This window comes from Cyanobium sp. ATX-6F1, assembly GCF_047395825.1.
Classification (GTDB): Bacteria; Cyanobacteriota; Cyanobacteriia; order PCC-6307; family Cyanobiaceae; genus ATX-6F1.
In genome coordinates this window covers 239554-264231 of sequence record NZ_JBCEBF010000003.1, presented here as the reverse complement: position 1 = coordinate 264231, position 24678 = coordinate 239554, and the positions used below count along the sequence as shown (strand labels likewise).

18 protein-coding genes and 10 pseudogenes are annotated in these 24678 nt (G+C 68.8%); 19 read left to right on the top strand and 9 right to left on the bottom strand.

Translation table 11 applies throughout. The annotated features are described in order from the left end of the window. Window positions 1-2: 2 nt before the first annotated feature. The 3 genes from AAF143_RS12855 to AAF143_RS12845 are packed head-to-tail and all read right to left on the bottom strand — an operon-like array spanning window position 3 to window position 1242. Window positions 3-179, bottom strand: coding sequence for a hypothetical protein (locus tag AAF143_RS12855; RefSeq protein ID WP_414027137.1), 177 nt, complete (start codon window positions 177-179; stop codon window positions 3-5). Beyond that, the gene (locus tag AAF143_RS12850; RefSeq protein ID WP_414027136.1) at window positions 148-702 is read right to left on the bottom strand and encodes a hypothetical protein; all 555 of its coding nucleotides are present in this window, start codon (window positions 700-702) and stop codon (window positions 148-150) included. The genes AAF143_RS12855 and AAF143_RS12850 overlap by 32 nt, the downstream gene beginning before the upstream one ends. Window positions 703-717: 15 nt before the next feature. Then, window positions 718-1242: a hypothetical protein gene (locus AAF143_RS12845; RefSeq protein ID WP_255005919.1), complete on the bottom strand. Its 525-nt coding sequence runs from the start codon at window positions 1240-1242 to the stop codon at window positions 718-720. Window positions 1243-1474: 232 nt separating this feature from the next. Here AAF143_RS12845 and AAF143_RS12840 point away from each other — a divergent pair, with 232 nt between their 5' ends. From AAF143_RS12840 to AAF143_RS12810, 7 genes and pseudogenes are all read left to right on the top strand, one after another. Next, window positions 1475-2875, top strand: a complete 1401-nt coding sequence (locus AAF143_RS12840) for a YcjF family protein (RefSeq protein WP_414027135.1) — start codon at window positions 1475-1477, stop codon at window positions 2873-2875. A 153-nt stretch (window positions 2876-3028) separates the two neighbouring features. Further along, window positions 3029-3220 (top strand): annotated as a pseudogene (locus AAF143_RS12835) (hypothetical protein); the annotation flags it as partial. Beyond that, window positions 3142-4104 (top strand): photosystem II q(b) protein, encoded by a 963-nt coding sequence (gene psbA / locus AAF143_RS12830; protein ID WP_414027500.1) that lies wholly within the window; start codon window positions 3142-3144, stop codon window positions 4102-4104. The pseudogene AAF143_RS12835 and the gene psbA, both read left to right, overlap by 79 nt. Window positions 4105-4191: 87 nt before the next feature. Then, window positions 4192-5143, top strand: a pseudogene (locus AAF143_RS12825) (metal ABC transporter substrate-binding protein). Window positions 5144-5147: 4 nt separating this feature from the next. Then, window positions 5148-5939 carry a metal ABC transporter ATP-binding protein gene (locus tag AAF143_RS12820; RefSeq protein ID WP_255007719.1) on the top strand — a complete coding sequence of 264 codons (792 nt, stop codon included), beginning with the start codon at window positions 5148-5150 and terminating at the stop codon, window positions 5937-5939. After that, window positions 5939-6790: a metal ABC transporter permease gene (locus AAF143_RS12815; RefSeq protein WP_315859608.1), complete on the top strand. Its 852-nt coding sequence runs from the start codon at window positions 5939-5941 to the stop codon at window positions 6788-6790. The genes AAF143_RS12820 and AAF143_RS12815 overlap by 1 nt, the downstream gene beginning before the upstream one ends. After that, window positions 6787-7950 (top strand): DUF4336 domain-containing protein, encoded by a 1164-nt coding sequence (locus tag AAF143_RS12810; RefSeq protein WP_255007717.1) that lies wholly within the window; start codon window positions 6787-6789, stop codon window positions 7948-7950. The genes AAF143_RS12815 and AAF143_RS12810 overlap by 4 nt, the downstream gene beginning before the upstream one ends. Before the next feature lie 20 nt (window positions 7951-7970). Here the strand turns inward: AAF143_RS12810 and AAF143_RS12805 are convergent, their stop codons facing one another. Both AAF143_RS12805 and lepB read right to left on the bottom strand, forming a co-directional pair. Then, window positions 7971-8318 carry a DUF760 domain-containing protein gene (locus AAF143_RS12805; protein WP_255007716.1) on the bottom strand — a complete coding sequence of 116 codons (348 nt, stop codon included), beginning with the start codon at window positions 8316-8318 and terminating at the stop codon, window positions 7971-7973. A gap of 30 nt (window positions 8319-8348) precedes the next feature. After that, a pseudogene (gene lepB, locus AAF143_RS12800) lies at window positions 8349-8923 on the bottom strand (signal peptidase I). Between the two features lie 216 nt (window positions 8924-9139). Here lepB and AAF143_RS12795 point away from each other — a divergent pair. The 7 genes and pseudogenes from AAF143_RS12795 (at window position 9140) to AAF143_RS12765 (ending at window position 16304) form a co-directional block, all read left to right on the top strand. Then, window positions 9140-10087, top strand: a complete 948-nt coding sequence (locus AAF143_RS12795) for a thiamine pyrophosphate-binding protein (RefSeq protein WP_414027134.1) — start codon at window positions 9140-9142, stop codon at window positions 10085-10087. Then, window positions 10012-10917, top strand: a complete 906-nt coding sequence (locus tag AAF143_RS12790; RefSeq protein ID WP_414027133.1) for a thiamine pyrophosphate-dependent enzyme — start codon at window positions 10012-10014, stop codon at window positions 10915-10917. The genes AAF143_RS12795 and AAF143_RS12790 overlap by 76 nt, the downstream gene beginning before the upstream one ends. Window positions 10918-10997: 80 nt before the next feature. Continuing rightward, window positions 10998-11758 (top strand): annotated as a pseudogene (menB, locus tag AAF143_RS12785) (1,4-dihydroxy-2-naphthoyl-CoA synthase). Window positions 11759-11763: 5 nt separating this feature from the next. Next, window positions 11764-12414, top strand: coding sequence for a L,D-transpeptidase (locus AAF143_RS12780; RefSeq protein WP_414027132.1), 651 nt, complete (start codon window positions 11764-11766; stop codon window positions 12412-12414). A gap of 126 nt (window positions 12415-12540) precedes the next feature. Beyond that, window positions 12541-14156: pseudogene (glgA, locus tag AAF143_RS12775) on the top strand (glycogen synthase GlgA). A 24-nt stretch (window positions 14157-14180) separates the two neighbouring features. Next, window positions 14181-14909, top strand: a complete 729-nt coding sequence (locus AAF143_RS12770) for a hypothetical protein (RefSeq protein WP_255007710.1) — start codon at window positions 14181-14183, stop codon at window positions 14907-14909. Between the two features lie 14 nt (window positions 14910-14923). Next, window positions 14924-16304 (top strand): annotated as a pseudogene (locus AAF143_RS12765) (UDP-N-acetylmuramoyl-tripeptide--D-alanyl-D-alanine ligase). Here the strand turns inward: AAF143_RS12765 and glmU are convergent. The 4 genes and pseudogenes from glmU to AAF143_RS12745 form a co-directional block, all read right to left on the bottom strand. Further along, window positions 16291-17624, bottom strand: a pseudogene (gene glmU, locus AAF143_RS12760) (bifunctional UDP-N-acetylglucosamine diphosphorylase/glucosamine-1-phosphate N-acetyltransferase GlmU); the annotation flags it as partial. The pseudogenes AAF143_RS12765 and glmU sit on opposite strands and share 14 nt — an antisense overlap. A 65-nt stretch (window positions 17625-17689) precedes the next feature. Continuing rightward, window positions 17690-18997, bottom strand: a pseudogene (gene aroA / locus AAF143_RS12755) (3-phosphoshikimate 1-carboxyvinyltransferase). 44 nt (window positions 18998-19041) lie between these two features. Then, window positions 19042-19509, bottom strand: coding sequence for an RrF2 family transcriptional regulator (locus AAF143_RS12750; protein WP_255007706.1), 468 nt, complete (start codon window positions 19507-19509; stop codon window positions 19042-19044). A 9-nt stretch (window positions 19510-19518) separates the two neighbouring features. Further along, a pseudogene (locus AAF143_RS12745) lies at window positions 19519-21076 on the bottom strand (UbiD family decarboxylase). A 53-nt stretch (window positions 21077-21129) separates the two neighbouring features. Here AAF143_RS12745 and AAF143_RS12740 point away from each other — a divergent pair. The 5 genes and pseudogenes from AAF143_RS12740 to murI all read left to right on the top strand — a co-directional run bounded on the left by AAF143_RS12740 (window position 21130) and on the right by murI (window position 24664). Next, entirely contained in the window at window positions 21130-21879 is a 750-nt protein-coding gene (locus tag AAF143_RS12740; RefSeq protein WP_255007704.1) for a 2-phosphosulfolactate phosphatase family protein, read from the top strand. Window positions 21880-21920: 41 nt separating this feature from the next. Next, window positions 21921-22737, top strand: a pseudogene (locus tag AAF143_RS12735) (carbon-nitrogen hydrolase family protein). 142 nt (window positions 22738-22879) lie between these two features. Continuing rightward, on the top strand, window positions 22880-23323 hold the full coding sequence (locus AAF143_RS12730; protein ID WP_414027131.1) for an AMIN domain-containing protein: 444 nt from the start codon (window positions 22880-22882) through the stop codon (window positions 23321-23323). Continuing rightward, complete coding sequence (locus AAF143_RS12725) at window positions 23296-23856, top strand: N-acetylmuramoyl-L-alanine amidase family protein (protein ID WP_414027130.1); 561 nt, start codon at window positions 23296-23298, stop codon at window positions 23854-23856. The genes AAF143_RS12730 and AAF143_RS12725 overlap by 28 nt, the downstream gene beginning before the upstream one ends. Window positions 23857-23899: 43 nt before the next feature. Further along, entirely contained in the window at window positions 23900-24664 is a 765-nt protein-coding gene (gene murI, locus AAF143_RS12720) for a glutamate racemase (protein ID WP_414027499.1), read from the top strand. The last annotated feature ends 14 nt before the right edge of the window (window positions 24665-24678 follow it).

Sequence of the window (24678 nt, the reverse complement as noted above, 5' to 3'; positions counted from 1 at the left end):
GCTCAGCCCTCGCTGGCGCTCTCGGGGTTGGAATCGTGGCTGGTTTCTGAGCTGGCCTCGCTGGCCTGAACGGCCTCACTTGGCTCGCTGCTGGTGCTGGGGATCTCGCTTGAATCGCTGGCCAGCTCGGGAGCGGACTCCTCGGCCTCAGGGGGCGCCGGTTCGCTCTGGATCGGCACGGGGGGCTGGGCGGCTGGGCCGCGCGAAAGGATTGGGCCGCGACGAGGGGCGCTCACCACGTCCCTCACCCGAGCGCTCCGGGCGGGGTCCGCGGCGCTCCGACGGGCCACCCTCGGCTCGAACTCCACCGCCGCCACCGGCACCGCCGCCGCCGGCGTGGTGCTGAGCCACCAACGCATCGAGCTGGCCCTGCTCGAGCAACTGGGCGACGGTGCGGATCGAAAGCCCCAGGGCGGCCACGGTGGAGCGCAGCTGGAAGGCCTCCTGCACGGCCTGGGCCGCCCGCAGTTCGTTGTCGCTCAGGCGGATGCGGAAGCCACCGGCTTCACGGCTGGCTCCACCACGTTCGCCACCACCCCGGTCTCCACTGCCCCGTCCAACAATTCGTGCTGCACCACGTCGTGTTCCAGCACTGGGCTCGACACTGCTGCCCTCGCCAGCAGGGTTCTCGCCGCTCGGTTGGGGCTCACCCTCCGGCCGGTCCTGGTCCTGGGGTTGGGCGGAATTGATCTGTTCGGCCATTGCCACAGCCTGCACTCAGGCGCAAGTGTGACGCATGGGGGTCGAGGCCTGGCCTAACCAGAGCAAGCGATGGGTCATCCCGTCGCCGGGGCGCGCCAGAACAATCAGGGGCAGTGCCGCTCGCTGCGGATCCTCGAAGGTCTGGCGGTAAGCGGCCAGGAAGGCCAGGTAGCGCTCCAGGGTCCAGCCGTGGTTGCCCCTGTCCTGGGCGTGCCAGTAACGCCGCAGGGCCCCCTGGCAGGCCTGACGACCGAATTCATCCCAGCAGCGTTGCTCAGCCCCCAGGGCCCCGACGCCCTCGGCCCGCAGCTGGCGGAAGCGCACCAGTTCAGGGGCCTCGGCACTGGTGTCGGGGGGCAGCTGGCCGGCGAGATCCTTCACCGCCACCACATCAAGCCGCAGCCAGCAACGATCCAGCACCAGGACGGGCAGGTCACCATGGAATTCTTCGGCCTGTCGCACCAACGCCAGCTGCTCGCTGGCCCGTTGGCGTTGACGCTCCAAAGGGAGCAGGACCGATAGGAACTCTGCGTCAACCATGGATCCCGTAACCGTGACCCCCGTTCTTGCCGCGGGCGAGTGCGAGGGGCTGCATGGACCGTTGACCTGCGGCGCAGGACACTCCTTCGTCCATGGCCCCCAGCTGCTGCATTCTTTGATTTTAGGCGGAGCCTTCCAGCCGAGCCATCGAGTCGAGCAGGTGTCAGAGCTGACGCACGCCTGGGCAGCCCGTGGGAGCTGAGCTAAACATGCACCGATCCGCGGCCCGTCCTTGACACCTCCCGCCGCCCCGCCGGTTCTCGATCCGACGCCGGGATCGACCCCGTTGGAGCGGCTGCCGCGCTGGTGGCCGCTGGCCGGCGTGCTGGCGGGGGGTTGGGTGGTCGGTGATGCGCTTCACCTTCACCTGTCGGCGGTGGTGCCCCTGGGGGCCGTCACCGCCGGCTTGTGGCTCCTCTCCAGGCGGCGTCAGTCGCCCCGGGCGCGCTTGCCCCGCACCTCTGCGGCCTGGATGCTGCGCTGCGAGGGTCTGCTGGAGCAGTTCCTTCGGCTGGAGGCCCCAGGGCATCCCGCCCTCGAGGGGCATCGCCGCACGCTGGAAGCCCTGCGTCAACGGCAGCAGCGCTCCGCCCTGGAGGTCGCTCTGGTGGGTCTTGTCCCGCCGGATGCGGCACGCCTGCCTGTTCTGGCAGACGCCCTGAGGGGATCCCTGCCGCTCCGTGTCCATGGCACCGCGCCTTTGGACCGGGCCAGTGCTGACTGGCGCTGGCCCGAATCTTTTCTGCGCTGCGACCAACTCCTCTATCGACTGGAGCTGCCTCTGCAGGCCGCAGATCTGCGCTGGCTGGAATCGCTACCGAAGGATCAGCCCCTCTGGTTGCTGGTGGAGCAGGCGGCCGGTGGGGGCGATCCTTCCCTGCGCCAGGAGTTGCTGGCCCAGCTGCCGGAGGGTCTCGCCAAGCAACTTCTGTTCTGGAATGGCGAAACGGCGACGCTCGCTGCGGCTCTGCAACCCCTGCGGCGCTGCCTGGCGGAAGCCGGCCGTCAGCAGCTCGAATCCACACAGCTGCGCTGCCTGCAGCAGTTTCACGGCAAGCTCCAGGGGGATCTGGAGGCGGTTCGGAGGCGCCACTGGAAGCAGCTCCAGCAACGCACCCAATGGGTGGTGGCCGCCGGCGTGTTCGCCGCACCCCTCCCCAGCCTCGATCTGCTGGTGCTTGGCGTTGCCAACGGGCTGATGCTCAGGGACATGGCCCAACTCTGGGACTGCCCCTGGTCGAGCGATCAGCTCAAGGAGACGGCCCTGGAGCTCTCCAAGGCCGCCCTGGCGATGGGATTGGTGGAGTGGAGCACCCAGGCCCTGGCCGGGGTGATCAAGCTCCATGGCGCCACCTGGCTGGTTGGGGGAGCGATCCAGGCCCTCAGCGCCGCCTATCTGACCCGGGTGGTGAGCCATGCGATGGCCGATGTGCTTGCTCTTTCCGTCGGCGTGGAGGCGGCGGATCTGGAGCAATTGCGGCACCAGGCTCCGCTGCTGGTGGCGAGGGCAGCCGAGGCGGAGAGGCTCGATTGGGCCGCTTTTCTGCAACAGGGCCGTGACTGGTGGCTGCGCCAGGGGGCGGCGGCCCAGCCGCGTACCTTCCCGAGGGCGTGTAACGAATTGCAATGTTGACGGATAAAACCATGAATTTGCTTGAAGGGATTGAAAGTTTCGTATCCCTGTCCTCGGCTGATCGTTCACTGTTTCCTAGCCTCTGGAGGCTGATGTTCCCTGCCTGTTGTGGGTAGCGAAACCTCGGCATCCATCCCGTCCTCATAAGGTCCCATGACCACTGCCATCCGCAGCGGCCGCTCTGGAAGCTGGGAAAGCTTCTGCCAGTGGGTCACTTCCACCGACAACCGCATCTATCTGGGTTGGTTCGGTGTGCTGATGATCCCCTGTCTGCTGGCGGCCACCACCTGCTTCATCGTTGCCTTCATCGCTGCTCCCCCGTCGACATCGACGGCATCCGTGAGCCCGTTGCCGGCAGCCTGCTTTACGGCAACAACATCATCTCCGGCGCTGTCGTTCCTTCCAGCAACGCCATCGGCCTGCACTTCTATCCCATCTGGGAAGCCGCCAGCCTCGACGAGTGGCTCTACAACGGTGGTCCCTACCAGCTGGTGGTCTTCCACTTCCTGATCGGCATCTCGTGCTACATGGGCCGCCAGTGGGAGCTCAGCTACCGCCTCGGCATGCGCCCCTGGATCTGTGTGGCCTACGCGGCCCCGCTGTCGGCCGCCTTTGCCGTGTTCCTGATCTACCCCCTGGGCCAGGGCTCCTTCTCCGATGGCATGCCCCTGGGCATCTCCGGCACCTTCAACTTCATGCTGGTGTTCCAGGCGGAGCACAACATCCTGATGCACCCGTTCCACATGCTCGGCGTGGCCGGTGTGTTCGGCGGCAGCCTGTTCTCGGCCATGCACGGCTCGCTGGTGACCAGCTCGCTGGTGCGTGAGACGACCGAAAGCGAGTCCCAGAACTACGGCTACAAGTTCGGCCAGGAAGAGGAGACCTACAACATCGTGGCCGCCCACGGTTACTTCGGTCGCCTGATCTTCCAGTACGCCTCCTTCAACAACAGCCGCAGCCTCCACTTCTTCCTGGCCGCCTGGCCCGTGGTGGGGATCTGGTTCACGTCCCTGGGCGTGAGCACGATGGCCTTCAACCTCAACGGCTTCAACTTCAACCAGTCGATCCTGGATTCTGAGGGCCGCGTGGTGAACACCTGGGCCGATCTGATCAACCGTGCCAACCTCGGTTTCGAGGTGATGCACGAGCGCAATGCCCACAACTTCCCGCTCGATCTGGCCACCAGCCAGACGGCGCCCGTGGCGCTGACCGCACCTGCGATCGGTTGATCGAACAGCCCAACGAGCGCGATCGCCAACAGGATCCGTTCATCAGCCCCCTCCCAGCGGAGGGGGGCTTTCCTTTAGCTTCAAAAAATGTTTCGTTGGCGTTGCTTGGCTCCAGCGGCCGGCTTGACGCCCCTGGTCGCCCTGCTCCTTCTGGTGGTGCTGGGGGGATGCCAGAGCGAGTCCCTCCCGCCCCCTCGATCCCCCAGCGGTGATCGCAGCGAAAGGCCCCTGGTGCTGACCACCTTCAGTGTTCTCGCCGACATGGCTCGCATGGTCGCAGGAGATCGCCTGCGGGTGGAATCGATCACCAAGATCGGGGCCGAAATCCATGGCTATGAACCCACGCCGAGTGACATCAGGCGGGCCAGCGGTGCGGTGCTGGTTCTCGAGAATGGTTTTGATCTTGAGCGCTGGGCCCGCCGGTTCACGGCCAACTTGCCGGGGGTTCCCCATGTCTTCCTCTCTGCGGGGATCACACCGCTGCCGATCGCCGCTGATGCCTACCGAGGCAAGCCCAACCCCCACGCCTGGATGTCCCCCGCCTGGCGGAGGTCTATGTGGAGAACCTCCGCGGTGCCTTCACCCGCCTCGATCCCCCGGCGCAGGGCATTACCGCCGCAACGCTGCGGCCTATCGCGCCCAGCTGCGCCAGCTCGATCTGGAGTTGCGCCGGTCCCTCGCCAGCATCCCGCCCCAGCGCCGTGTGCTCGCGACCTGTGAGGGGGCCTTCTCCTACCTGGCCCGTGACTATGGGCTCCAGGAGGCCTACCTCTGGCCGGTGAACGCCGAATCCCAGGTGACCCCGCAGCGGATGGCCAGGCTGGTGGAGCTGGTGCGGCGGCGGCGCGTGCCGGCCGTGTTCTGTGAGACGACGGTGAGCGACAAGGCCCAGCGCCAGGTGGCCCAGGAGAGTGGCAGCCGCTACGGCGGAGCCTTTTATGTGGACTCCCTCTCCCTCCCCGGCGGACCGGCGCCGACGCTGCTGGAGCTGCAGCGGCACAACGCCCGGCTGCTGGTGAGCGGCTTGAAGGGAGAATGAAACCATGGAACGCCGTGGCCCCGATCACAGCCCTTTGACGGTCGATCGGATCGTCGTGCAGGGCCTCTGTGTGGCCTACCACGGCGTGGTCGCGCTCCATGACGCGTCGCTGCGGGTGAGCGCCGGCACGATCTGCGGGCTGGTCGGCATGAACGGCGCTGGGAAATCCACGCTGTTCAAGGCGCTGATGGGGTTCGTTCGCCCGTCGCGCGGTCAGATCAGCATCAATGGATGGCCGCTCGATCGAGCACTCCGCCAGCAGGCGGTGGCCTACATGCCCCAGATGGAAAGTGTGGACTGGAACTTCCCTGTGAGCGTCGCCGAGGTGGTGATGATGGGGCGTTACGGCGGCATGAATCTGCTGCGCATTCCCCGCCGCAGCGATCACCAGGCGGTGCGCACAAGCCTCGAACAGGTGGATCTTTGGGACCTGCGCCAGCGGCAGATCGGCACACTCTCCGGCGGTCAACGCAAGCGGGCCTTTCTGGCGCGGGCGCTGGCCCAGGGGGCTTCGGTGCTGCTGCTCGACGAGCCCTTCAACGGGGTGGATATCCACACCGAAAAGCTGATGGTCGAGCTCTTCGAGCGCTTCCGCCGCGAAGGCCGCACCCTGTTGATTTCCACCCATGATCTGGCCCATGTGACGGGCTTCTGCGATCAGGTGGTGCTGATCAACAAAACGGTCCTGGTGTATGGCGAGACCTCCGAGGTGTTCACCAGGGAAAATCTGGCCCGCACCTTCAGCGCCGATCCGACCGCAACCGTGGAGAGCGCCCGGACGCTGAACGACCTCTGATGGATCCACTGCACTGGCTGATCGAACCGCTGCAGCACCCCTTCATGGTCCGGGCGTTGCTCGTGAGCGCACTGGTGGCCGCCGTCTGCGGACTGCTCTCCTGCTTCATGACCCTCAAAGGTTGGGCGCTGATGGGCGATGCCGTGTCGCACGCCGTGATGCCGGGGGTGGTGATCGCCTATGCCTTGAACCTGCCCTTTGCCCTGGGTGCCTTCGTCTTCGGCGTGGGCTCGGTGATCGTGATCGGCTTCATCAAGCAGACCTCCCGCATCAAGGAAGACACGGTGATCGGACTGGTCTTCACAGGGTTCTTTGCCCTGGGCCTGGTGCTGGTCTCGAAGGTGCGCAGCACGATCGACCTCACACACATCCTGTTCGGAAACGTGCTGGGGATCGGTGCCTCCGACATCACCCAGACCCTGTGGATCAGCGCCGTTGTGCTGACGCTGCTGCTGGTGTTCCGCCGCGACCTGATTCTGTTCTGTTTCGACCCGACCCACGCCCGCTCGATCGGCCTGCCCACTGGTGCCCTGCACTACCTGCTGCTCTCGCTTCTCTCCCTGGCCGCGGTGGCCGGCCTGCAGACGGTGGGAATCATTCTGGTGGTGGCGATGCTCGTCACCCCTGGGGCGACGGCCTATCTGCTCACCGACCGGTTCGATCGCATGAGCTGGATCGCGATCGCTTCGGCAGTGCTCTCGAGCCTGATCGGGATCTACTGGAGCTACTGGATGGATGCGTCCACGGCAGGCTGCATCGTGCTCGCCCAGACGGGGCTGTTTGTGCTCAGCTTCCTGTTCGCCCCGCGCCATGGTCTGCTGGCCCTGCGGCGCAGCGGCGGGGCCCGATGAACGGATGGCGTGACCGTCGCTGGTTCTGGTGGCCCCTGCTGCCGCTTTACCCCTACGGCAGGCGCCGCACCCTGTTGCGGGAACTGATTCCTGGTCAGATCTGGAGCTTCGAGCAACTGATCGGCCTCTACTACGTGGCGGTGCCGATCCGCATGACCGTGGTGAAGCTGCGCGAGGGCTTGCTGCTCTACGCCCCCGTCGCCCCCACCGCCGAGTTGCTGGCGGCGTTGCGGGAGTTGGAGGAGCGCCATGGTCCGGTGGTCACGATCGTGCTGCCCACCGCCTCCGGCCTTGAGCACAAACTGCCGGTGCCGGCCATGGCCCGTGCCTTTCCGGCGGCCCGTCTCTGGGTGGCTCCCGAGCAGTGGAGCTTTCCCCTGCGCTTGCCCCTGGCCTGGCTGGGTTTCCCGGCCCAGCGCACCCGGGTGTTAATCGAGCAGGGTGTGCCCCATGGCGATCAGATCGACTGGTGCGCCCTTGGTCCCCTCGATCTGGGCATCGGCTTCTTTTCAGAAGTGGCCTGCTTCCACCGCGCCAGTGGGGCCCTGTTGCTCACCGATGCCCTCCTGGCGATTGAGGCGGAGCCACCGGAGATCTTCGCGGCCGATCCCACCCCGCTGCTCTTCCATGCCCGTGATCGCGGCGATGAAGCGCTCAGCGATGGCCTTGAGCAGCGCCGGCGCGGCTGGTGGCGGATGGTGCTGTTTGCCACCTACCTCAGACCCCAGGGTCTGGAGGTGCTCAGCCTGGCCAAGACCTGCGGCGGGGCCCTGGGGTCCGGACTGAGAAACCCCCGCAGTCACTTCGGGCTCTATCCATTTCGCTGGAGCGGCGGCTGGGAGGAGGCGTTCCTGGCCCTGCTGGGTCCAGGCGCTCAACCCCGGCTTCAGGTGGCGCCGGTGGTGGAGCGGCTGGTGTTTCCCCGCCACCGGGAGCTGCTGGCCACCTGGCTCACCCAGTTGGCGGCCCTCGATGGCCTGCGCTGGGTGATCCCTGCCCACCACGGGGCTCCCGTGCCCTGCTCAGGGGCGGTGCTGGGCGCACTGGCTGAGGCCATCAGAGAGGGCCCCTGCCCGGGTGATGGGGTCTGGAGCTTCCTGCGGGAGCTCGATGAGCGTGTGCTGGCCTCCTGCGTGCTCTCAACGTCTCGGCAGGCCTGAGGGACGTTCGCCGCCGGAGTTCAGAGTTCCAGTTCGCCCGGGTCCGCTTCCAGCCCGGCCTCGCCGAAGAGACTCGCTTCCAGTTCCATGCGCTGCTCCATCTGGCGCAGGAAATAGCCAGTCATCATCGCCGAGGCCAGCAGGCCCGCCAGGTTGTCGCGGCTGGCCTGGATCTTGACCTCGAACTGCTCGCCGGGAAGCATCCCCAGCAGACCCTGAACGTTGTGGCGAATGATGTCCTGGATGTCGCCACTGGCGGAGCGCGCCACCCGTTGCAACACATCCGGAGACTGATCCTGCAGGTACTCGATCAGGGAGTTGCCGTTGATCGCTTCACTGTCTGTGGCCAAGAACTCCGGGTTGAACATCTCCGGTGTTGTCTGCAGCACAACGAAACCCTACTGCAGGCGATCGGTTGGACGTCCAGCCGGCGAGGTGGACAACCGGATCGCCCCGAGCCGATCGAGCGGCCAATAACGCAGCACCGCCGTGCCGATCACCCGGTCGCGGCCCAGGGGCCCCCAGAGGTGAGAATCGAGGCTGGCGTTGCGGTTGTCGCCCAGCACCAGCAGCTGGCCATCGGGAACGGTCAAGGGAGGCAGCTCGTAGTCCATCGGCTGCACCAACCAAGGCTCCTCCACCCGTTGGCCATTGCGCCACAGCTGCCCCCCACGCACCTCGATCACATCGCCGGCCAGAGCCACCACCCGTTTGATCAGGGCCGACTGGGGGTCGTAACCGGCCCGCAGCAGCGCATCCGGGGGCTGAACACAACGATTGTGCCCACGGGAAGGGGCGAGCCAAGGTGAGGCCTGATCTTCTCCACCAGGATCCGGTCCTGGAGCTGCAGGGTGGGCAGCATCGAACCCGACGGGATCCAGCGCGGCTCGATCACCCAGGTGCGCAGCAGCAGCGCCACCGCCACCCAGAGCAACAGCGAGAACAGCTGACGGCGCCAGCCGGCGCGGGCCATGGCGCCAGCGGCAGGATCAGCGGCCCCTCCAGGGGCAGAACCAGGGGCAGGATCAGAGGCGGAATCGTTCATGGGCCCCAGCGTCTGGCCATCGGGACGGGTCCGTTCAGCATGATCGGCACATCCTGACCAGCCGAGGGCCGAGCCGAGCGTGTCCCCGATCCCCACCGGGTCCCCCCGGGAGCTGAAGCCAACCTGCGGGCCGCCCTCACCCTGTTGCAGGCGCTGCGGCGCTGCGGCCTGCGCCAGCTGGTGCTCTGCCCGGGCAGCCGGTCGGGGCCCCTGGCCGTGGCGGCAGCGCTGCTGGAGCCCTTCGGTCTGATGCTCACGACCGCCCTCGATGAGCGCTCCGCCGCCTTCTTTGCCCTCGGGCTGGGGCGGGGCGATGGGGTGGCTGCGGCGGTGGTGACCACCTCGGGCACGGCCGTGGCCAACCTGCTGCCGGCTGCCGTGGAGGCCGATTATTCGGCCATTCCACTGCTGTTGCTCACGGCCGATCGGCCCGCCCAGCTCAAGGGCACAGGCGCCAATCAGACGGTGAACCAGGAGCAGTTTTTATGGGGTTCCTGCCGGCGACTGCTGCAGGGTGATCCGAGTGGGCTGGCGGCCATGGAGCCCGAGGCCATCGAGCTGCTGGCCCTCTCTGCCTGGGAGGCCGCCCAGGGCAAGGGTCCCGAGCGGCCCGCCGGGCCCGTGCACCTGAACCTCCCCTTCGACGAGCCCCTTCACCTGGGCGGTGAGGCCCTGATCGCTCTGGCCAGGGAGCTTGCCTCAGCAGGGCAATGGGAGGTTGGGCAGGCGTTGGCCGGCTCAGCCCTGGGGCGCTCCCCCGCCGAGGCTGCCGGCCTGGCCCCAGAGCTCCCCTTCGACCTGGACCGGCCCGGTGTGATTGTGGCCGGCCCCTGGCGGGGGATCGGGCCGGCTTTGAGGCCTTTGTCCGCCTGCTGGCCCTCTGGCGACGTCGCAGCGGCTGGCCGCTGCTCGCCGATGGTCTCTCCTGGCTGCGGGGTCTGCCGGAACTGGGCGCGATCGGCGGTTACGACCTGTTCCTTGAGGATCCCGCTGCCCTGCCGCCGGTGGATCAGGTGTTGCGGCTGGGACCTCTGCCCGCCAGCCGCCGGCTGCAGCGCTGGCTCACCGCAACGGGGGGCCTGCAGCTGTTGATCAGCGAAGGGGACGAGCGCCCCCTCGATCCCCTCGGCTGCGCCCAACGGCAATGGGGCTGCGGCCTGGTGGCCTGGAGCGACCAATGGCGCGACCACCTCGCTGAGGGCGCCCCGGCCTCCGCCAGCCTGGATCAGGCGGCCCAGTGGCAGGCGCTCGAGGCCCACACCCAGTGCCTGCTGGATCGGGAGCTGCACCCCGCCGCCGCCAGCGAACCGGCCCTGGCACGCCAGCTCAGCCGCCTGGTGGCTGAAGGGGTGGCGGTGATGCTGGCCAGCAGCAGCCCCGTGCGCGACTGGGAGAGCTTCGCCGACCCGGCGGCCCCGCCCCGGCGCATCCATGGCTTACGCGGCGCCTCCGGCATCGACGGCACCCTGTCGTTGGCCGCTGGCCTGGCCCAGAGCGAGGGGCGCCTGGTGCTGCTGACGGGCGATCTGGCCCTGCTGCATGACACCAACGGCTGGCTCTGGCATCGCCAGTTGCGCGCTCGTCTCACCGTCGTGCTGATCCAGAACGGTGGCGGGGGCATCTTCGAGCAACTGCCCATCCGCCCGGGCGAGGCGGCCGAAGCCTGGCTGGATTTTGATCGGCTGTTTGCCATGCCCCAGCCGGTGGACCCCCTCGATCTGGCGGTGGCCCATGGGGTGCCCGTTCGCCGGCTGAACGAGCTTGGGGAGCTGGCGGCGGCCCTGGCCTGGGCAGAACCTCTGACCCTGGCGCTGATTGAACTGCGCACGGATCGCCGCCGCGATGCCGCCCTGCGCCAGCGGCTGCGCCGGGGGCTTCCCGGGCCGGATCGCAGAATGGCACCACCGTTTGCCCCCAGCTGATGCCAGATCCGGTGCGCTGGACCCCTGCCGGCTCCTACGACGACATCTGCTTCGAGCTCTCGGGCAACGGCATCGCCCGCATCGCCATCAACCGCCCGGAGCTCCGTAACGCCTTTCGGCCGCGCACGGTGCAGGAGCTCTGCGACGCTTTCTCACGGGTGCGTGACGACCCGTCGGTGGGGGTGGTGCTGTTCACCGGTGCCGGGCCAGCGGCCGATGGGGTCCATGCCTTCTGTGCCGGTGGCGATCAGAGCGTGCGCGGCGACGGCGGCTACGTCGATGAGCAGGGGCTGCCGCGCCTCAATGTGCTCGATCTGCAGCGGCTGATCCGCAGCCTGCCCAAGGTGGTGATCGCCCTGGTGGCGGGCTACGCCATCGGCGGCGGCCAGGTGCTGCACCTTCTCTGTGACCTGAGCCTCGCTGCTGAAAATGCCGTGTTCGGCCAGACCGGCCCGCGGGTGGGCAGCTTCGATGGCGGTTTCGGGGCCGGCTATCTGGCCCGGGTGGTGGGCCAGCGCAAGGCGCGCGAGATCTGGTTCCTCTGCCGCCGCTACGGCGCCGAGGAGGCGCTGGCCATGGGGCTGGTGAACGCCGTGGTGCCCTTGGCGCAGCTTGAGGCGGAAGGGGTGCGCTGGGCCCGGAGGTGCTGCAGCACAGCCCCACGGCAATTCGCTGCCTGAAGGCTGCCTTCAACGCTGAAACCGACGGGCTGGCGGGGATCCAGGAGCTGGCGGGCCAGGCCACGCATCTCTTCTACCGGACCGAGGAGGGCCAGGAGGGGCGTAACGCCTTTCTCGAAAAACGTGACCCGGATTTTTCCGGGGTGCCCTGGCTGCCCTGACCACCATGCGCACCGCACTCCAACTGTTCTTCCCTGGGCGTCCGGGTCCAGGTCGTCGGGGCCGTCGCTGGGCTGGCTTGCGGGGCACCGCCCTGGCCGCCCTTGCTCTCTCCCTGGGCTGGGGCATGGCGCTCAGGCCGGCGCTGGGCGCCCCTGCGCAGGCGGCTTCGGCCGCTCCTCCCCTAGCAGTTCCTGCCAAGGCACCACCGGCCAACCCCTTGACCCTGCTGCCGCCGGATCTGCAGGTCCAGAGCGGCCTGCATCTGGTGCTCGATCGCCGCCGCCGCCGTCTGCTGGTGATCAATTCAGGCGCCCTGTTGCGCCAGTTCCCCGTGGCCGTGGGGATGCCGGGTTGGGAGACACCCGCTGGAAACTTCAGCATCACCGACATGCGCACCGATCCGGTCTGGGAGCACCCCACCAGCGCCAAGCGCATTGCGGCCGGCGCTGACAACCCCCTGGGCAGCCGCTGGATCGGTTTTCACCTTGATTGCAATGGTCGCAAGGCCTCCGATGGCGATCAGGTGCTCGACATCAAGGGTTGTGTCGCGGCCGGTTTCCATGGCACCCCCACCGCTGGACCGTCGGCCGCGCCGTGTCCCACGGCTGTGTGCGTCTCTATGACGAGGATGTGCGCGCTCTGTTCGAGATGGTGAGTGTCGGCACGCCGGTGACCGTATTGCGCTGACGGTGCTGCGGTGACAGTTCTGCGCTGACCGTGCTGCGCTGAGGCCGTCTGGGGGAGGCCGCCTAAAGTTCAGATCGTCTGGACGGTCGGCCGAATGCGGGTGCTCTTTGCTGCGGCTGAATGCGCCCCGATGGTCAAGGTGGGGGGCATGGGCGACGTGGTCGGCTCGCTGCCCCCGGCTCTGGCGGCCCTCGGCCATGACGTGCGCCTGATCCTGCCCGGCTACAGCCGTCTGTGGAGTCGCCTGACGATCTCGGTTGAGCCGATCTGGCGCGGCCACACCATGGGCACGGATTTCGCGATCTACGAAACGCGCCACCCCGGAAACGGCCTGACGATCTATCTGGTGGGCCATCCGGTCTTCGATCCCGAGCGCATCTACGGTGGCGAAGACGAAGACTGGCGCTTCACCTTCTTTGCCAGCGCCGTGGCCGAGTTCGCCTGGCATCACTGGAAACCGGAGGTGCTCCATTGCCATGACTGGCACACCGGCATGATCCCGGTGTGGATGCATCAGGACCCCGAGATCAGCACGGTCTTCACCATCCACAACCTTCAGTACCAGGGCCCCTGGCGCTGGAAGCTGGACCGCATGACCTGGTGCCCCTGGTACATGCAGGGGGACCACACCATGGCCTCAGCCCTGCTCTATGCCGATCGGGTCAACGCCGTCTCTCCCACCTACGCCAAGGAGATCCGCACCCCCAACTACGGCGAAGGTCTTGATGGCCTGCTCAATTTCATCAGCGGCAAGTTGCGCGGCATCCTCAACGGCATCGACACCGTTGACTGGAATCCGGCCACCGACGCCAGCCTGCCCGCCTGCTTCTCCAGCGAAGATCTCTCGGGCAAAGCCCTCTGCAAGGCCGCCCTGCAGGAGCGCATGGGGCTCACCCTCAACCCCACCACCTTCGTGCTGGGGTTGGTGAGCCGCCTGGTGGACCAGAAGGGGGTGGACCTGTTGTTGCAGGTGGCCGACCGGGTGCTGGCCTACACCGACAGCCAGCTCGTGGTGCTGGGAACGGGCGATCGTCACTTCGAATCGGGTTTGTGGCAACTGGCGGCGCGCCACCCGGGCCGCTTCTCTGTCTTCCTCACCTACGACGATGCCCTCTCGCGCCTGATCTACGCGGGCAGCGACGCCTTCTTGATGCCCAGCCGCTTCGAGCCCTGCGGCATCAGCCAGCTGCTGGCCATGCGCTACGGCTCGATCCCGGTGGTGCGGCGGGTGGGGGGCCTGGTGGACACGGTGCCACCCCATGATCCGGCCCACCACAGCGGCACCGGCTTCTGCTTCGACCGCTACGACCCGCTGGATTTCTACACGGCGATCGTGCGGGCCTGGGAGGCCTACCGCCATCCAGACAGCTGGGCGGAACTGCAGCGTCGTGCCATGACCGCCGACCACAGCTGGGGCCGTTCCGCCCTGGAGTACGACCACATGTACCGGGAAGTGCGCGGGGTCAAGGAGCCCACCCCTCCGCCCAGGATGTGGAGGCCTTCTCCCTGGGTCAGGATGCTGATCCGAGCCGCCATGGCGGGGCGCCTTCACACCAGGATCCGAAGCCGGAGACCAGTGCTGGCCCTGAGGGGGCTGGCATCGAGGGGCCCGGCCACGACAAGTCAGCGGTTGGATCGGCTGGCGGAACGGAACCGGAACCGGCTCGACGCCATCCCCTCTCGCGGCTGCTGCGGCGTCCCCAGGGATGATCCGGCTGTGTTGAGTCGCGCTCGATGAACGAGCCGATCGGCCCGCCCGGGGATCTGCCAGAGAGCGGAACGGCATTGCCCAGTTCCTATGTGAGCCCGTGGAGCCTGTTGGGCCAGGACCTGCGGGCGGTGCTGGCGAGCCTGGGCCTGCGGGCCAGGGAACTCTGGCGTCGCAACGGCTCGGGCCAGCTCCCCCTGCCGGCCTTCTGGCCCGGCGCCCTCTCCAGGGTGTTCTGGCCCCTTGTGCTGTTGGTTGCGCTGCTGCTGCCGCTCGGCGCCGCAACGCTCTGGGGCCATGGCGGGGCGCGGACCGTGGAGGTGATCCCCCTGCCTGTGCCAACGCCCCTGGAGACCCGTTCCGTTGCAGAGGCCGGAGGGTCGCTTCCGGCGACGATCCCAGCCGATGAACCGGCACCACTGATCGATACGGCCGAACCGCCAGCACCGCCTTCCCCGCCAGCGCTGGCCCTCGACCCCCTGTTGGAGCTTCTGGCCGACGATGCCGGAACCAGCGATGGACCCGCACTGCTGATCGCCGCCCGGCCCCAGCCGGAGCGATCTCTGCTGGTGCTGGAGCTGACGCCCGACTTTCTCTCCCGCTCCGCCGGCGAGCTTCAACGCCAGGCGGACCGCTGGCTTCAGCAGACCAAGGGCCTCGGCTACGACAGGCTCGAGCTGGTCGATGGCCGTGGCCGTGTGCTGGGACGCCAGGCCCGGGTGGGGAGCGGCATGATTCTGCTTTCGTACGGCTGAGGGGGCCTGAAGGGATGCGGCTGTCGCAGCTGGTGGAGCAGTGGGGACCGCCGGTGGGCGGAGCGGATCTGGATCTGGAGCAGCCCCTGGGGCCTGTGACCACCGACAGCCGTTCGCTGCAGCCGGGCAGTCTGTTCGTGCCCCTGGTGGGGGAGCGCTTCGATGGCCACCGCTTCCTCGCCCAGGCCCTTGAGCGCGGGGCTCTGGCGGCGGTGGTGGAGCGCTCGCAGCTCCCAGACGTGCCCGAAGGCCTGCCGGCCTGGCCGGTGGACGACACCCAGGCGGCCTATCAGCTGCTGGGGACTCTGCGCCGCCAAGAGCTGGCGGCAGCGGTGGTGGCGGTGACCGGTTCAGCCGGCAAGACCACCACCCGGGAGCTGCTGCGGGCCGCCCTTGCCCCCTGGGGCCGGTCCTGGCCAGTGTGGGGAATGAGAACAACGATGTGGGCGTGCCGCTCACCCTGCTCAAGGCCACCGGCGATGAGGCGGCGGTGGTGGTGGAGATGGGCATGCGCGGCCCGGGGAGATCGAGCGCCTCAGCCGCTGCGCCCGGCCCGACATCGCCGTGATCACCAACATCGGCACGGCCCATATCGGTCGGCTCGGTAGCCGCGAAGCGATTGCCACCGCCAAGTGCGAGATCGTCACGGGTCTTCCGGCCGCCGCTCTGGTGGTGGTGCCGGCGGGGGATCCCCTGCTGGAGGCGGCCCTGTCAGCGGTCTGGCCGGGCCGGGTGCGGCGGCTGGCCCTGGCGGGCGATGGCCCCTTCGATCCGGCCCTGCCGCCGGCCGATGGGATCGGCCAACTGGAGCCCGATGGGACGCACCTCAGCCTGGGGGGCGCCGCTACAGGCTGCCGCTTCCAGGGGCCCACAACGCCCGCAATCTGCTGCTGGCCCTGACGGTGGCCCTGGAGCTGGGGGTGCCGCCGGAAGCGCTGGCCGATCTGCGCGTGGAGCTGCCGGGGGACGCAGCGCCCGCCTGAAGGTGGGCGGTGTGCACGTGCTCGATGAGACCTACAACGCCTCGCCCGAGGCCACCGAGGCGGCCCTGCGGCTGTTGGCCCAGCAGGGAGGACGGCGCTTTGCCGTCCTGGGCACCATGTTCGAACTGGGCGAACAAAGCCTGGAGCTCCACGCCGCCATCGGCGCCCTGGCGGCACGCCTCGGACTCGATGGACTGGTGGTGGTGGACGGAGGCGCCGAGGGGCAGGCCATGCTCCTGGCCGCCGCTGGGGTGCCCCTCCTGGAGCGGGTGGCCGATCCCGCCGCCGCCGCCGGCCCCCTGGGGCAGTGGCTGAGGCCGGGGGACACCCTGCTGCTCAAGGCGAGCCGGGGGTGGCGTTGGAGCGGCTGATTCCCCTGCTGCGGGAGATGTTACCGGCCAGTTTTCCCTGACCACCTGGCGTGCCCGGCCCAGGGCCAGGGCGCCGGCGGGCACGTCTTTGGTGATCGTGGAGCCGGCCCCGACGGTGACCCCCTCCCCCAGCTTGACGGGCGCCACGAGCACGGAATTGGCGCCTGTCTTGCTGCCGGCGCCGATGATCGTGCGGTGTTTGCGCACGCCGTCGTAGTTGGCGGTGACCGTGCCCGCCCCCACGTTGACGTTCGCCCCGAGATCGGCATCGCCGATGTAGCTGAGGTGATTCACCCTGCAGTCGTCAGCGAGGTGGCTGTTCTTGACTTCCACGAAGTTGCCCACCCGGCAGCGCTTGTCCAGCACGGTGCCCGGGCGCAGCTGGGCGTAGGGGCCGATGGCGCAGTCATCGCCCACCGTGGCCCCTCGCAGCACCGAAAACAGCACCTCCACGCCGGCCCCCAGGGAGCTGTCCTCCACCAGGCTTCCGGGGCCGAGATGGCAGCCATCGCCCACGGTTGTGGTTCCGCGCAGGTGGGTCTGGGGCTCGATCACCACGTCGCGGCCGAAGCGGCTGCCTTCGCTGAGTGTGCAGCTGGCGGGATCAATGAAGCTGACCCCTTCTCCATCCAGTGGCGCCGGAGCCGTTCCTGCAGCACCGCTTCGCACTGGGCCAGATGAATCCGGTCGTTGATGCCCAGAATCTCGTCGGGGTCGGCCACCTCCAGGTGGGTGGCGTGGCCCAGCAGGGCGACGCTGTCGGTGAGGTAGAGCTCCCCCTGGTCGTTGTCGGTGCTGAGCTGGGGCAGCACCTCCGCCAGGCGCTTCCAGTCAAAGCAGTAGATGCCGGCGTTGATCAGATGGTTGCGCCGCTGATCGTCGTTGCAGTCGCGGTGCTCGATGATCGCGCTGACCCGTCCGTCCCCGTCGCTGAACACGCGGCCGTAACCGCTGGGGTCCGTGAGCCTGGCGGTGAGCAGGGTCACCGCCGCGCCGCTGCGGCGGTGCTGATCCAGCAACTTTTCGAGGGTGTCAGCGCGCAGCAGCGGCACATCGCCGTTGAGCACGAGCAGCTCGCCCTCGAAGCCCGCCAGGGGCGCCAGCAGCTGTTGCACCGCATGACCCGTGCCCTGCTGGGGTTGCTGCAGCACGAATTCCAGCCCCGCCACCGCCGCCAGGGAGGCTTCCACCCGCTCCGCCTGGTGACCCACGATCAACAGCTGCCGCTGGGGGGCCAGGTTGCGGCAGCTTGCGAGCACCCGTTCCACCAGGGTGGCGCCCGCCAGGGGCTGCAGGACCTTGGGGAGCTGGCTCTTCATGCGGGTTCCCTTCCCGGCGGCCAGCACGGCGACGGCGAGCATCGATCCCCTGCGGTGAACGGCCGGAATCTACTGGCGAGCTTGACGCCGCTCGAACCAGCCTGGGCTCAGCTCTGGAGCCGGGCGAGGTCATCCCAGAAGCCTGGGTAGGAGACCGCCGCCGCCGCGCTGCGCCGCAGGCGGCTGGTGCCGGAGGCGATCTGGGCCGCCACCGCCAGGCTCATCGCCACCCGGTGGTCGGTTTCGCTGTCCACTTCAGCGCCCCGGAGCGCCACGCCGCCGCTGATCGTGAGCCCGTCGGGGTGCTCCTCGAGCCGGGCGCCCATCGCCCCGAGCTGACGGGCCATCACCGCCAGCCGATCGGTTTCCTTCACGCGAAGTTCCTCCGCGCCCCGGATTGTCGAGACCCCTTCGGCGACGCAGGCGGCCACCGCCAGCACCGGGATCTCATCCACCAGGCGGGGGATCAGATCACCTTCGATGGCAAAGGCTCTCAAGGGGCCATGGCTCACCCGCAGATCGCCCACAGGTTCACCGGCCATCTGGCGGGGGTTGAGGATCTCGATCGCCGCTCCCATCTGCTCAAGCACCTCCAGGATCCCCGTGCGGGTGGGGTTGAGGCCGACGTTCTCCACCGTGAGATCAGCGCCGGGGGTGATCGCCCCGGCCACCAGCCAGAAGGCGGCCGAGCTGATGTCGCCGGGCACCACCACGTGCTGGCCACGCAGCACCGCCCCGGGGCGCACGATCACGCTGCGATTCCCCTCGCCGCCCACCTCCAGGTCGGCCCCGAAGGCGCGCAGCATCCGCTCGGAGTGGTCGCGGGAGCGGGCGGGTTCGATCACGGTGGTGGGCCCATCAGCTGTGAGGGCGGCCAGCAGCAGGGCCGATTTCACCTGGGCCGAGGCCACCGGGGTGGTGACCGTGTCGCCGTGGAGCCGGCGGCCCTGGATCGCCAGGGGGGCGTAGTTGCCGCCGGCGCGGCCGGCGATCGTGGCCCCCATCGCCGCCAGGGGAATGGCCACCCTCGCCATCGGCCGCCGGCGAAGGGAGTCGTCGCCCGTGAGCACGAAGTGGCGACCTGATCGACCCGCGAGCAGCCCCAGGAGCAGGCGCATGGTGGTGCCGGAGTTGCCGCAGTCGAGGATCGATTCCGGCTCCAGTCAGGCCATCGAGCCCGACCCCGCGCACCAGCACCGGTTCGCCCGCCACGATCGGCCCCACGTCCGCCCCCATGGCCCGCAGGCAGGCGGCGGTGCTCAGGGGGTCCTCGGCGGGCAACAGCCCCTCGATGCGCGTCTCCCCTCGGCGATCGCCCCGAACAGCAGGGCCCGGTGGGAGATCGATTTATCGCCCGGCACGCGCACCGATCCCCGCAGGCTGCGAGCGGTGGTGGATCCCAGCTCGAGGGTCATGGACAGCGATGGGGCAGAGGGGGCGAGGTTACCCAGGGGCCCTTTCAGCCCACCATCAGGCCACCGTCCTCCCGCAGGCTCTCCTGCCAGCTGCGCAGGTCGAACAGCAGCTCCTCCAGGCTGAGGGCCTCCAACTCCCGCTGCAGGGCCCGCCTCAGCCGCCGTTGCAGCGCCGACAGCACCCGATCTCCGGCCAGGGCCTCGCTGGAGATCCCTGGGAGCTCGCTCTCGGCCATGGTGCCTGGCTCCCCCAGTCGCACGCCGTCCTCCACCGCCAGCAGGATCGCCGCCAGCCGCACCTGGCGGGCCGGCTGGGCCAGCCGGTAGCCGCCGCTGCGACCGCGGCGGGCCTCCACAAGCTGGGCGCGGCGCAGCTTCAGCAGCAACTGCTCCAACATCGGTGCCGGCAACTGCTGGGCCTGGGCCAGCTGGTTCACCGATTGCCAGCGCTGGGGATCGCGGGCCAGCTCCAGCAGGGCCTTGATCGCGTAGAGGGCGCGCTTGCGCAGCATCAGCTCCGCTCAGCCCCGCGCCGCCAACCGCTCCAGCACGTGCTCAAGGGCGTAGCCGAACAGGGCCGGATCGGGCTCGATCCCATCGAGATCCGCCAGCCCCAGTTCCACCCAGCGGGCGTCGATCTGGGCTTCCAGTTCCGGTGGGCGCGAGAGGGCCTCGCCCCAGTCGTGGCGCTTCTCCGGGCCGATCTTGGTGGTGGCATCGATCGCCAGGCGGCCGCCCAGGCCCAGGCGTTCGCTGGCGAAATCGAGCGAATCGAAGGGGTGTCCTCCAGCACGAAGAGATCGCGCTGGGGGTCCACCTGGGCGCTGATCGCCCAGATCACCTGGCGCGGATCGCGGATGGCGATGCTCTTGTCGACCACAACCACGAACTTGGTGTAGGTGAACTGGGGCAGGGCACTCCAGAAGGCCATCGCCGCGCGTTTGGCCTGGCCGGGGTAGGCCTTGTCAATCGAAAGGATCGCCAGCTTGTAGCTCAGCCCCTCCATCGGCAGGAAGAAATCGATGATCTCCGGGATCTGCTGGCGCAGGATCGGGGTGTAGAGGCGGTTCAGGGCGATCGCCAGCATCGCCTCTTCCTTGGGGGGCCGGCCACTGAAGGTGGTCAGGAAGATCGGATCGCGCCGCTGGGTGACGCAGTTGAAGCGCACGAGCGGTGAGAGCTCAGCGCCGCCGTAGAAGCCCATGTGATCGCCACAGGGCCCATCCGGGAGCTGCTCCCCGGGGGTGATCGTGCCCTCCAGCACCACTTCGCTGTGGGAGGGCACCTCCAGGTCCAGGGTCTTGCACTTCGCCAGCCGCACCCCCTCGCCGGCGTAGAGCCCGGCGAACAGCCATTCCGAGAGCTGCACGGGGATCGGCGTGGCCGCCGCCATCACCAGCAGCGGGTGCACCCCGATCGCCACCGCCACCTCCAGTTTTTTCCAAGCGCCGCCGCCTTGCGCAGGTGCCGGGCGCCGCCCCGCACCGAGAGCCAGTGCACGGTCATCGTCTGGGCCGACTGGCGCTGCAGCCGGTAGACCCCCACGTTGGGCACGCCGGTTTCGGGATCCTTGGTGATCACCAGCCCCAGGGTGATCACACCTCCGGCATCGCCCGGCCAGGGGCGCAGCAGTGGCAGGGCGTCCAGATTCACCTGCTCCCCTTGAACACCTGCTGGTGGCAGGGGGGTGAGGTCCCGGTCGGGGCGGGAGCGAATCAGATCCCAGAGCACACCGCCGAAACGGGCGGCTTCCTTGAGGCCCTTGGGCGGTTTGGGTTGCTGGAGCAGGGCGAGGCGGCTGCCGAGCTCTTCGAGCTCCTCGGGCCGCTCCATGCCCATCGACCAGAGCACGCGTTCCACGGTGCCCAGCAGGTTCACCGCCACGGGCATCGGTGAGCCGAGCACATTTTCGAACAGCAACGCCGGTCCGCCACGGGCCAGCACCCGGTCGGCGATGGCGGCCAGTTCCAGGTTGGGATCCACCGGCGCGCTGATTCGGCGCAGCTGTCCGCGGCTCTCGATCAGCTCCAGGAACCCGCGCAGGTCGCGGCTCGCCCGCCGCGTCCGTGGCCCGCCCATTCGTGTCCCACCGGTGCTGCCTACTGTGGCGCACGCGGCCCTGGCGTGCGTTCGTGCAGATCTCCTATTTCCCCACCTCCGAGCTCGTGCCCGCCGATGGCGCCGGCCCGGCTCCCGATGCCGCCGTCGTGATCGACGTGCTGCGGGCGACCACCACCATTGCCTGGTCGCTGGCGAACGGCGCCGAGGCGGTGCAGGCCTTTGCCGACCTGGAGGCTTTGCAGGCGGCTGCCGAAGCCTGGCCCGCCGAGCGGCGTCTGCGGGCCGGCGAGCGCGGCGGTGCGCGTCTGGAGGGCTTCGAGCTGGGCAATTCGCCGATCGCGGTCACCCCGGAGGTGGTGGGGGGCAAACGCATCTTCATGAGCACCACCAACGGCACCCGTTCCCTCGATCGGGTGCGGCAGGTGCCGTTGCTGCTCACCGCCTGCCTGCCCAACCGGGCAGCCGCGGCACGGCGATTGATCGAGCGGGGCTGTGGGCGCGTCTGGATCGTGGGCAGTGGCTGGGAGGGTGATTATTCCCTGGAGGATTCCCTCGCCGCCGGCGCGGTGGCCTCGGCGGCCATGGAGCTGGCGGTGGCCCCCCACGTGGGCGTCAGCTTCGGCAACGATGAAATGCTGGCCGCCCTGGCCCTCTGGCAGCAATGGCGCCTTGACCCTGAAACCTGTCTGCGGGCCTCCAGCCATGGCCAGCGCTTGATCCGCCTGGGCAACCACGACGCTGATTTCGTTTGCTGCGCGGCGATCGACAGCCTCCAGGTGGTGCCCACCCAGGTGGAGCCCGGTGTGCTCCAGGCGGCCTGAGAGAGGTCCCTTACAGTGCCGCCACTCAGGCCTCTTCAGCGGTGACCAGCTTCCTGGCGGCAGCTCTGCAGCTCACCTCCGGCCCGGACACGGACGCCAACTTCGCCGCCGCTGAGGAGCTGATCGAACTGGCCACCCGCCGTGGCGCGGAGCTGGTGGGCCTGCCGGAGAATTTCGCCTTCATGGGCGAGGACGAACAGCGGCTGGCGCAGGCCCCGGCCCTGGCCGAGCGCAGCCAGCGGTTTTGGTGACCATGGCCCGCCGCTATCAGGTGACGCTGCTCGGCGGCGGCTACCCCGTGCCGGCGGGGAGCGCCTCACCCTCAACCGCGCCGAGCTGGTGGGCAAGGACGGCCAGTTGCTGGCCCGCTACGACAAGATCCACCTCTTCGATGTGGATCTGCCCGACGGCAACACCTACCGGGAGTCGGAGACGGTGCAGCAGGGCCACGACCTGCCGCCTGTGGTGGACGTTCCGGGTCTGTGCCGCATCGGCCTGTCCATCTGCTACGACGTGCGCTTTCCTGAGCTCTACCGCCACCTGGCTGGAGCCGGCGCCGATCTCGTGATGATTCCCGCCGCCTTCACGGCCTTCACGGGCAAGGACCACTGGCAGGTACTGCTGCAGGCCCGGGCGATCGAAAACACGGTCTATGTGCTGGCCCCCGCCCAGACCGGGGTGCACTACGGCCGGCGCCACAGCCATGGCCACGCCATGGTGATCGACCCCTGGGGCACGGTGCTCTCCGACGCCGGCGTGACCCCGGGTCTGGCCGTGGCACCGATCGACGTGGCCCATCTCCAGCGGGTTCGAGCCGTGATGCCCAGCCTCCAGCACCGCCGCCCGGCGCTGTTCTGACGCCGGCGATGGGGTGCGCCCGGCTGTTGAGGGTTCTGCCCGCCCTCGTTCTCGGTGTGGGTCTGCAGTGGGCCTCCCTGGTGGCCGCCCTGCCGGCGATGGCGGCCAGTGCCCTGTCGGCCTGGCGCTTGAGCCGCGAGGGGTGCTGGAACTGCGCACCTCCCCTGACATCACCCTCCAGGCGTTCTATGAAGCCGGTCGCGGCGGGTTGGGGCCCCGGATCTGGATTGATCTGCCTGGGGCACCCCTGCGCACCCGCACCCTGCCTGCGGGCGGGGTGGTGCGGGAGGTGCGCATCGGCAAACCCACCCCCAACAGCACCCGGCTGGTGCTCGAGTTTGCCCCCGGCACTGAGCTGGATCCCCGTGAGCTCAAGCTCGAAGGCACCGCCCGGGACCGCTGGCGTCTTGAGTTCAAAGGGCTGGCGGCCAGTGGATTCCAGGCCATCGGCGAAGGTGACCTGGATGCCCCGACCCCGGTGGCCCCCACCGCCAGCTGGCGCACCCCCGTGCCCCGCTGGACCAGCGGCCCGACCCCTCGGCGGCCGGGCTGCCGGGGGTGCCCCGGGGGCTCTTCAAGGTGGTGATCGACCCGGGCCATGGCGGTCCAGATCCTGGGGCGGTGGGCATCGGTGGCCTGCGCGAAACCGATGTGGTGCTCGATGTCAGCCTGCAGGTGGCCCAGTTGCTGCAGCAGCGGGGGGTTCAGGTGCTGCTCACGCGCACCAGCGAGGTGGATGTGGACCTGCCGCCGCGGGTGTCGCTCGCCAACAGCAGCGGCGCCGACATCTTTCTGAGCATCCACGCCAACGCCCTGAGCATGTCGCGGCCGGATGTGAATGGCATCGAGACCTTCTATTTCGAGAGTGCCAGTGCCCGCAGCCTGGCGGCCTCGGTGCAGCAGGAGGTGCTGGCGGTCTCCCCCGGCAGCCCTGACCGCGGGGTGCGCCAGGGTCGTTTCTTCGTGATCCGCCGCACCGTGATGCCGGCGGCGCTGGTGGAGATGGGCTTCGTCACCGGTGAACTGGATTCACCGCGCCTGGCGGACGGGCAGCACCGCCGCAGGTTGGCCTTGGCGATCGCCACGGGCCTGCTCAACTACCTCAGGGGCGGACAGTGAGTTTGCTGCTGGGGCTCTTTGACAGCGGCCTGGGGGGTTGACCGTGCTCAACCAACTCCTGGTGCGACACCCGCAGCAGCGCTTCCTCTACCTCGGTGACACGGCCCGGGTGCCCTACGGCCAACGCTCACCCGAGGAGATACGCGCGATTGCCTCGGAGGTGGTGGCCTGGCTGCGGGCCGAAGGGGTAGATGCCCTGCTGATGGCCTGCAACACCTCCAATGCCCTGGCCTTTGATGTGGCCGTGCATGAGGCCGGAGTGCCGGTCTACGGCCTGATCGACAGCGTCGCCACCCAACTGCGCAGCCAGCGCGTGGGGGTGCTGGCGACCCCGGCCACGGCCGCGAGCGGTGCCTACGGCCGGGCCATCCGCCACCACCTGCAGGGTGCGTTGGTGCTGGAGGTGCCCTGCCCGGAGTTCGTGCCCCTGATCGAGGCGGGAAACCTGCGGGACCGACGATTGATCCAAGCGGCCCAGTCCTACCTGCAGCCGCTACTGGAGGCGCGGGTGGAGGCGATCGTGCTCGGCTGTACCCACTACCCCTTGCTGGGGCCGCTTCTGCGCCAATTGGTGCCAGAAGAGGTGCTGCTGGTGGATCCCGCCGTCGCCGCCGTGGCACGGCTGCAGGCGCTGCTTGATGGCCAGGGCCCTGGGCCCAGCCGTCCCCACCAACTCGAGGCGGTTGGCCAAGGCCGCTTCTGCGTCACCGGTTGCGCCGAGAGCTTCGCCAGCGCCGCCACCCCCTGGCTGGGCCAGCGACCAACCGTGGAGCAGGTGTCCCTGCAGTCGCTTTCCCGGGCCTTCTAGGATCGGCGGACCGG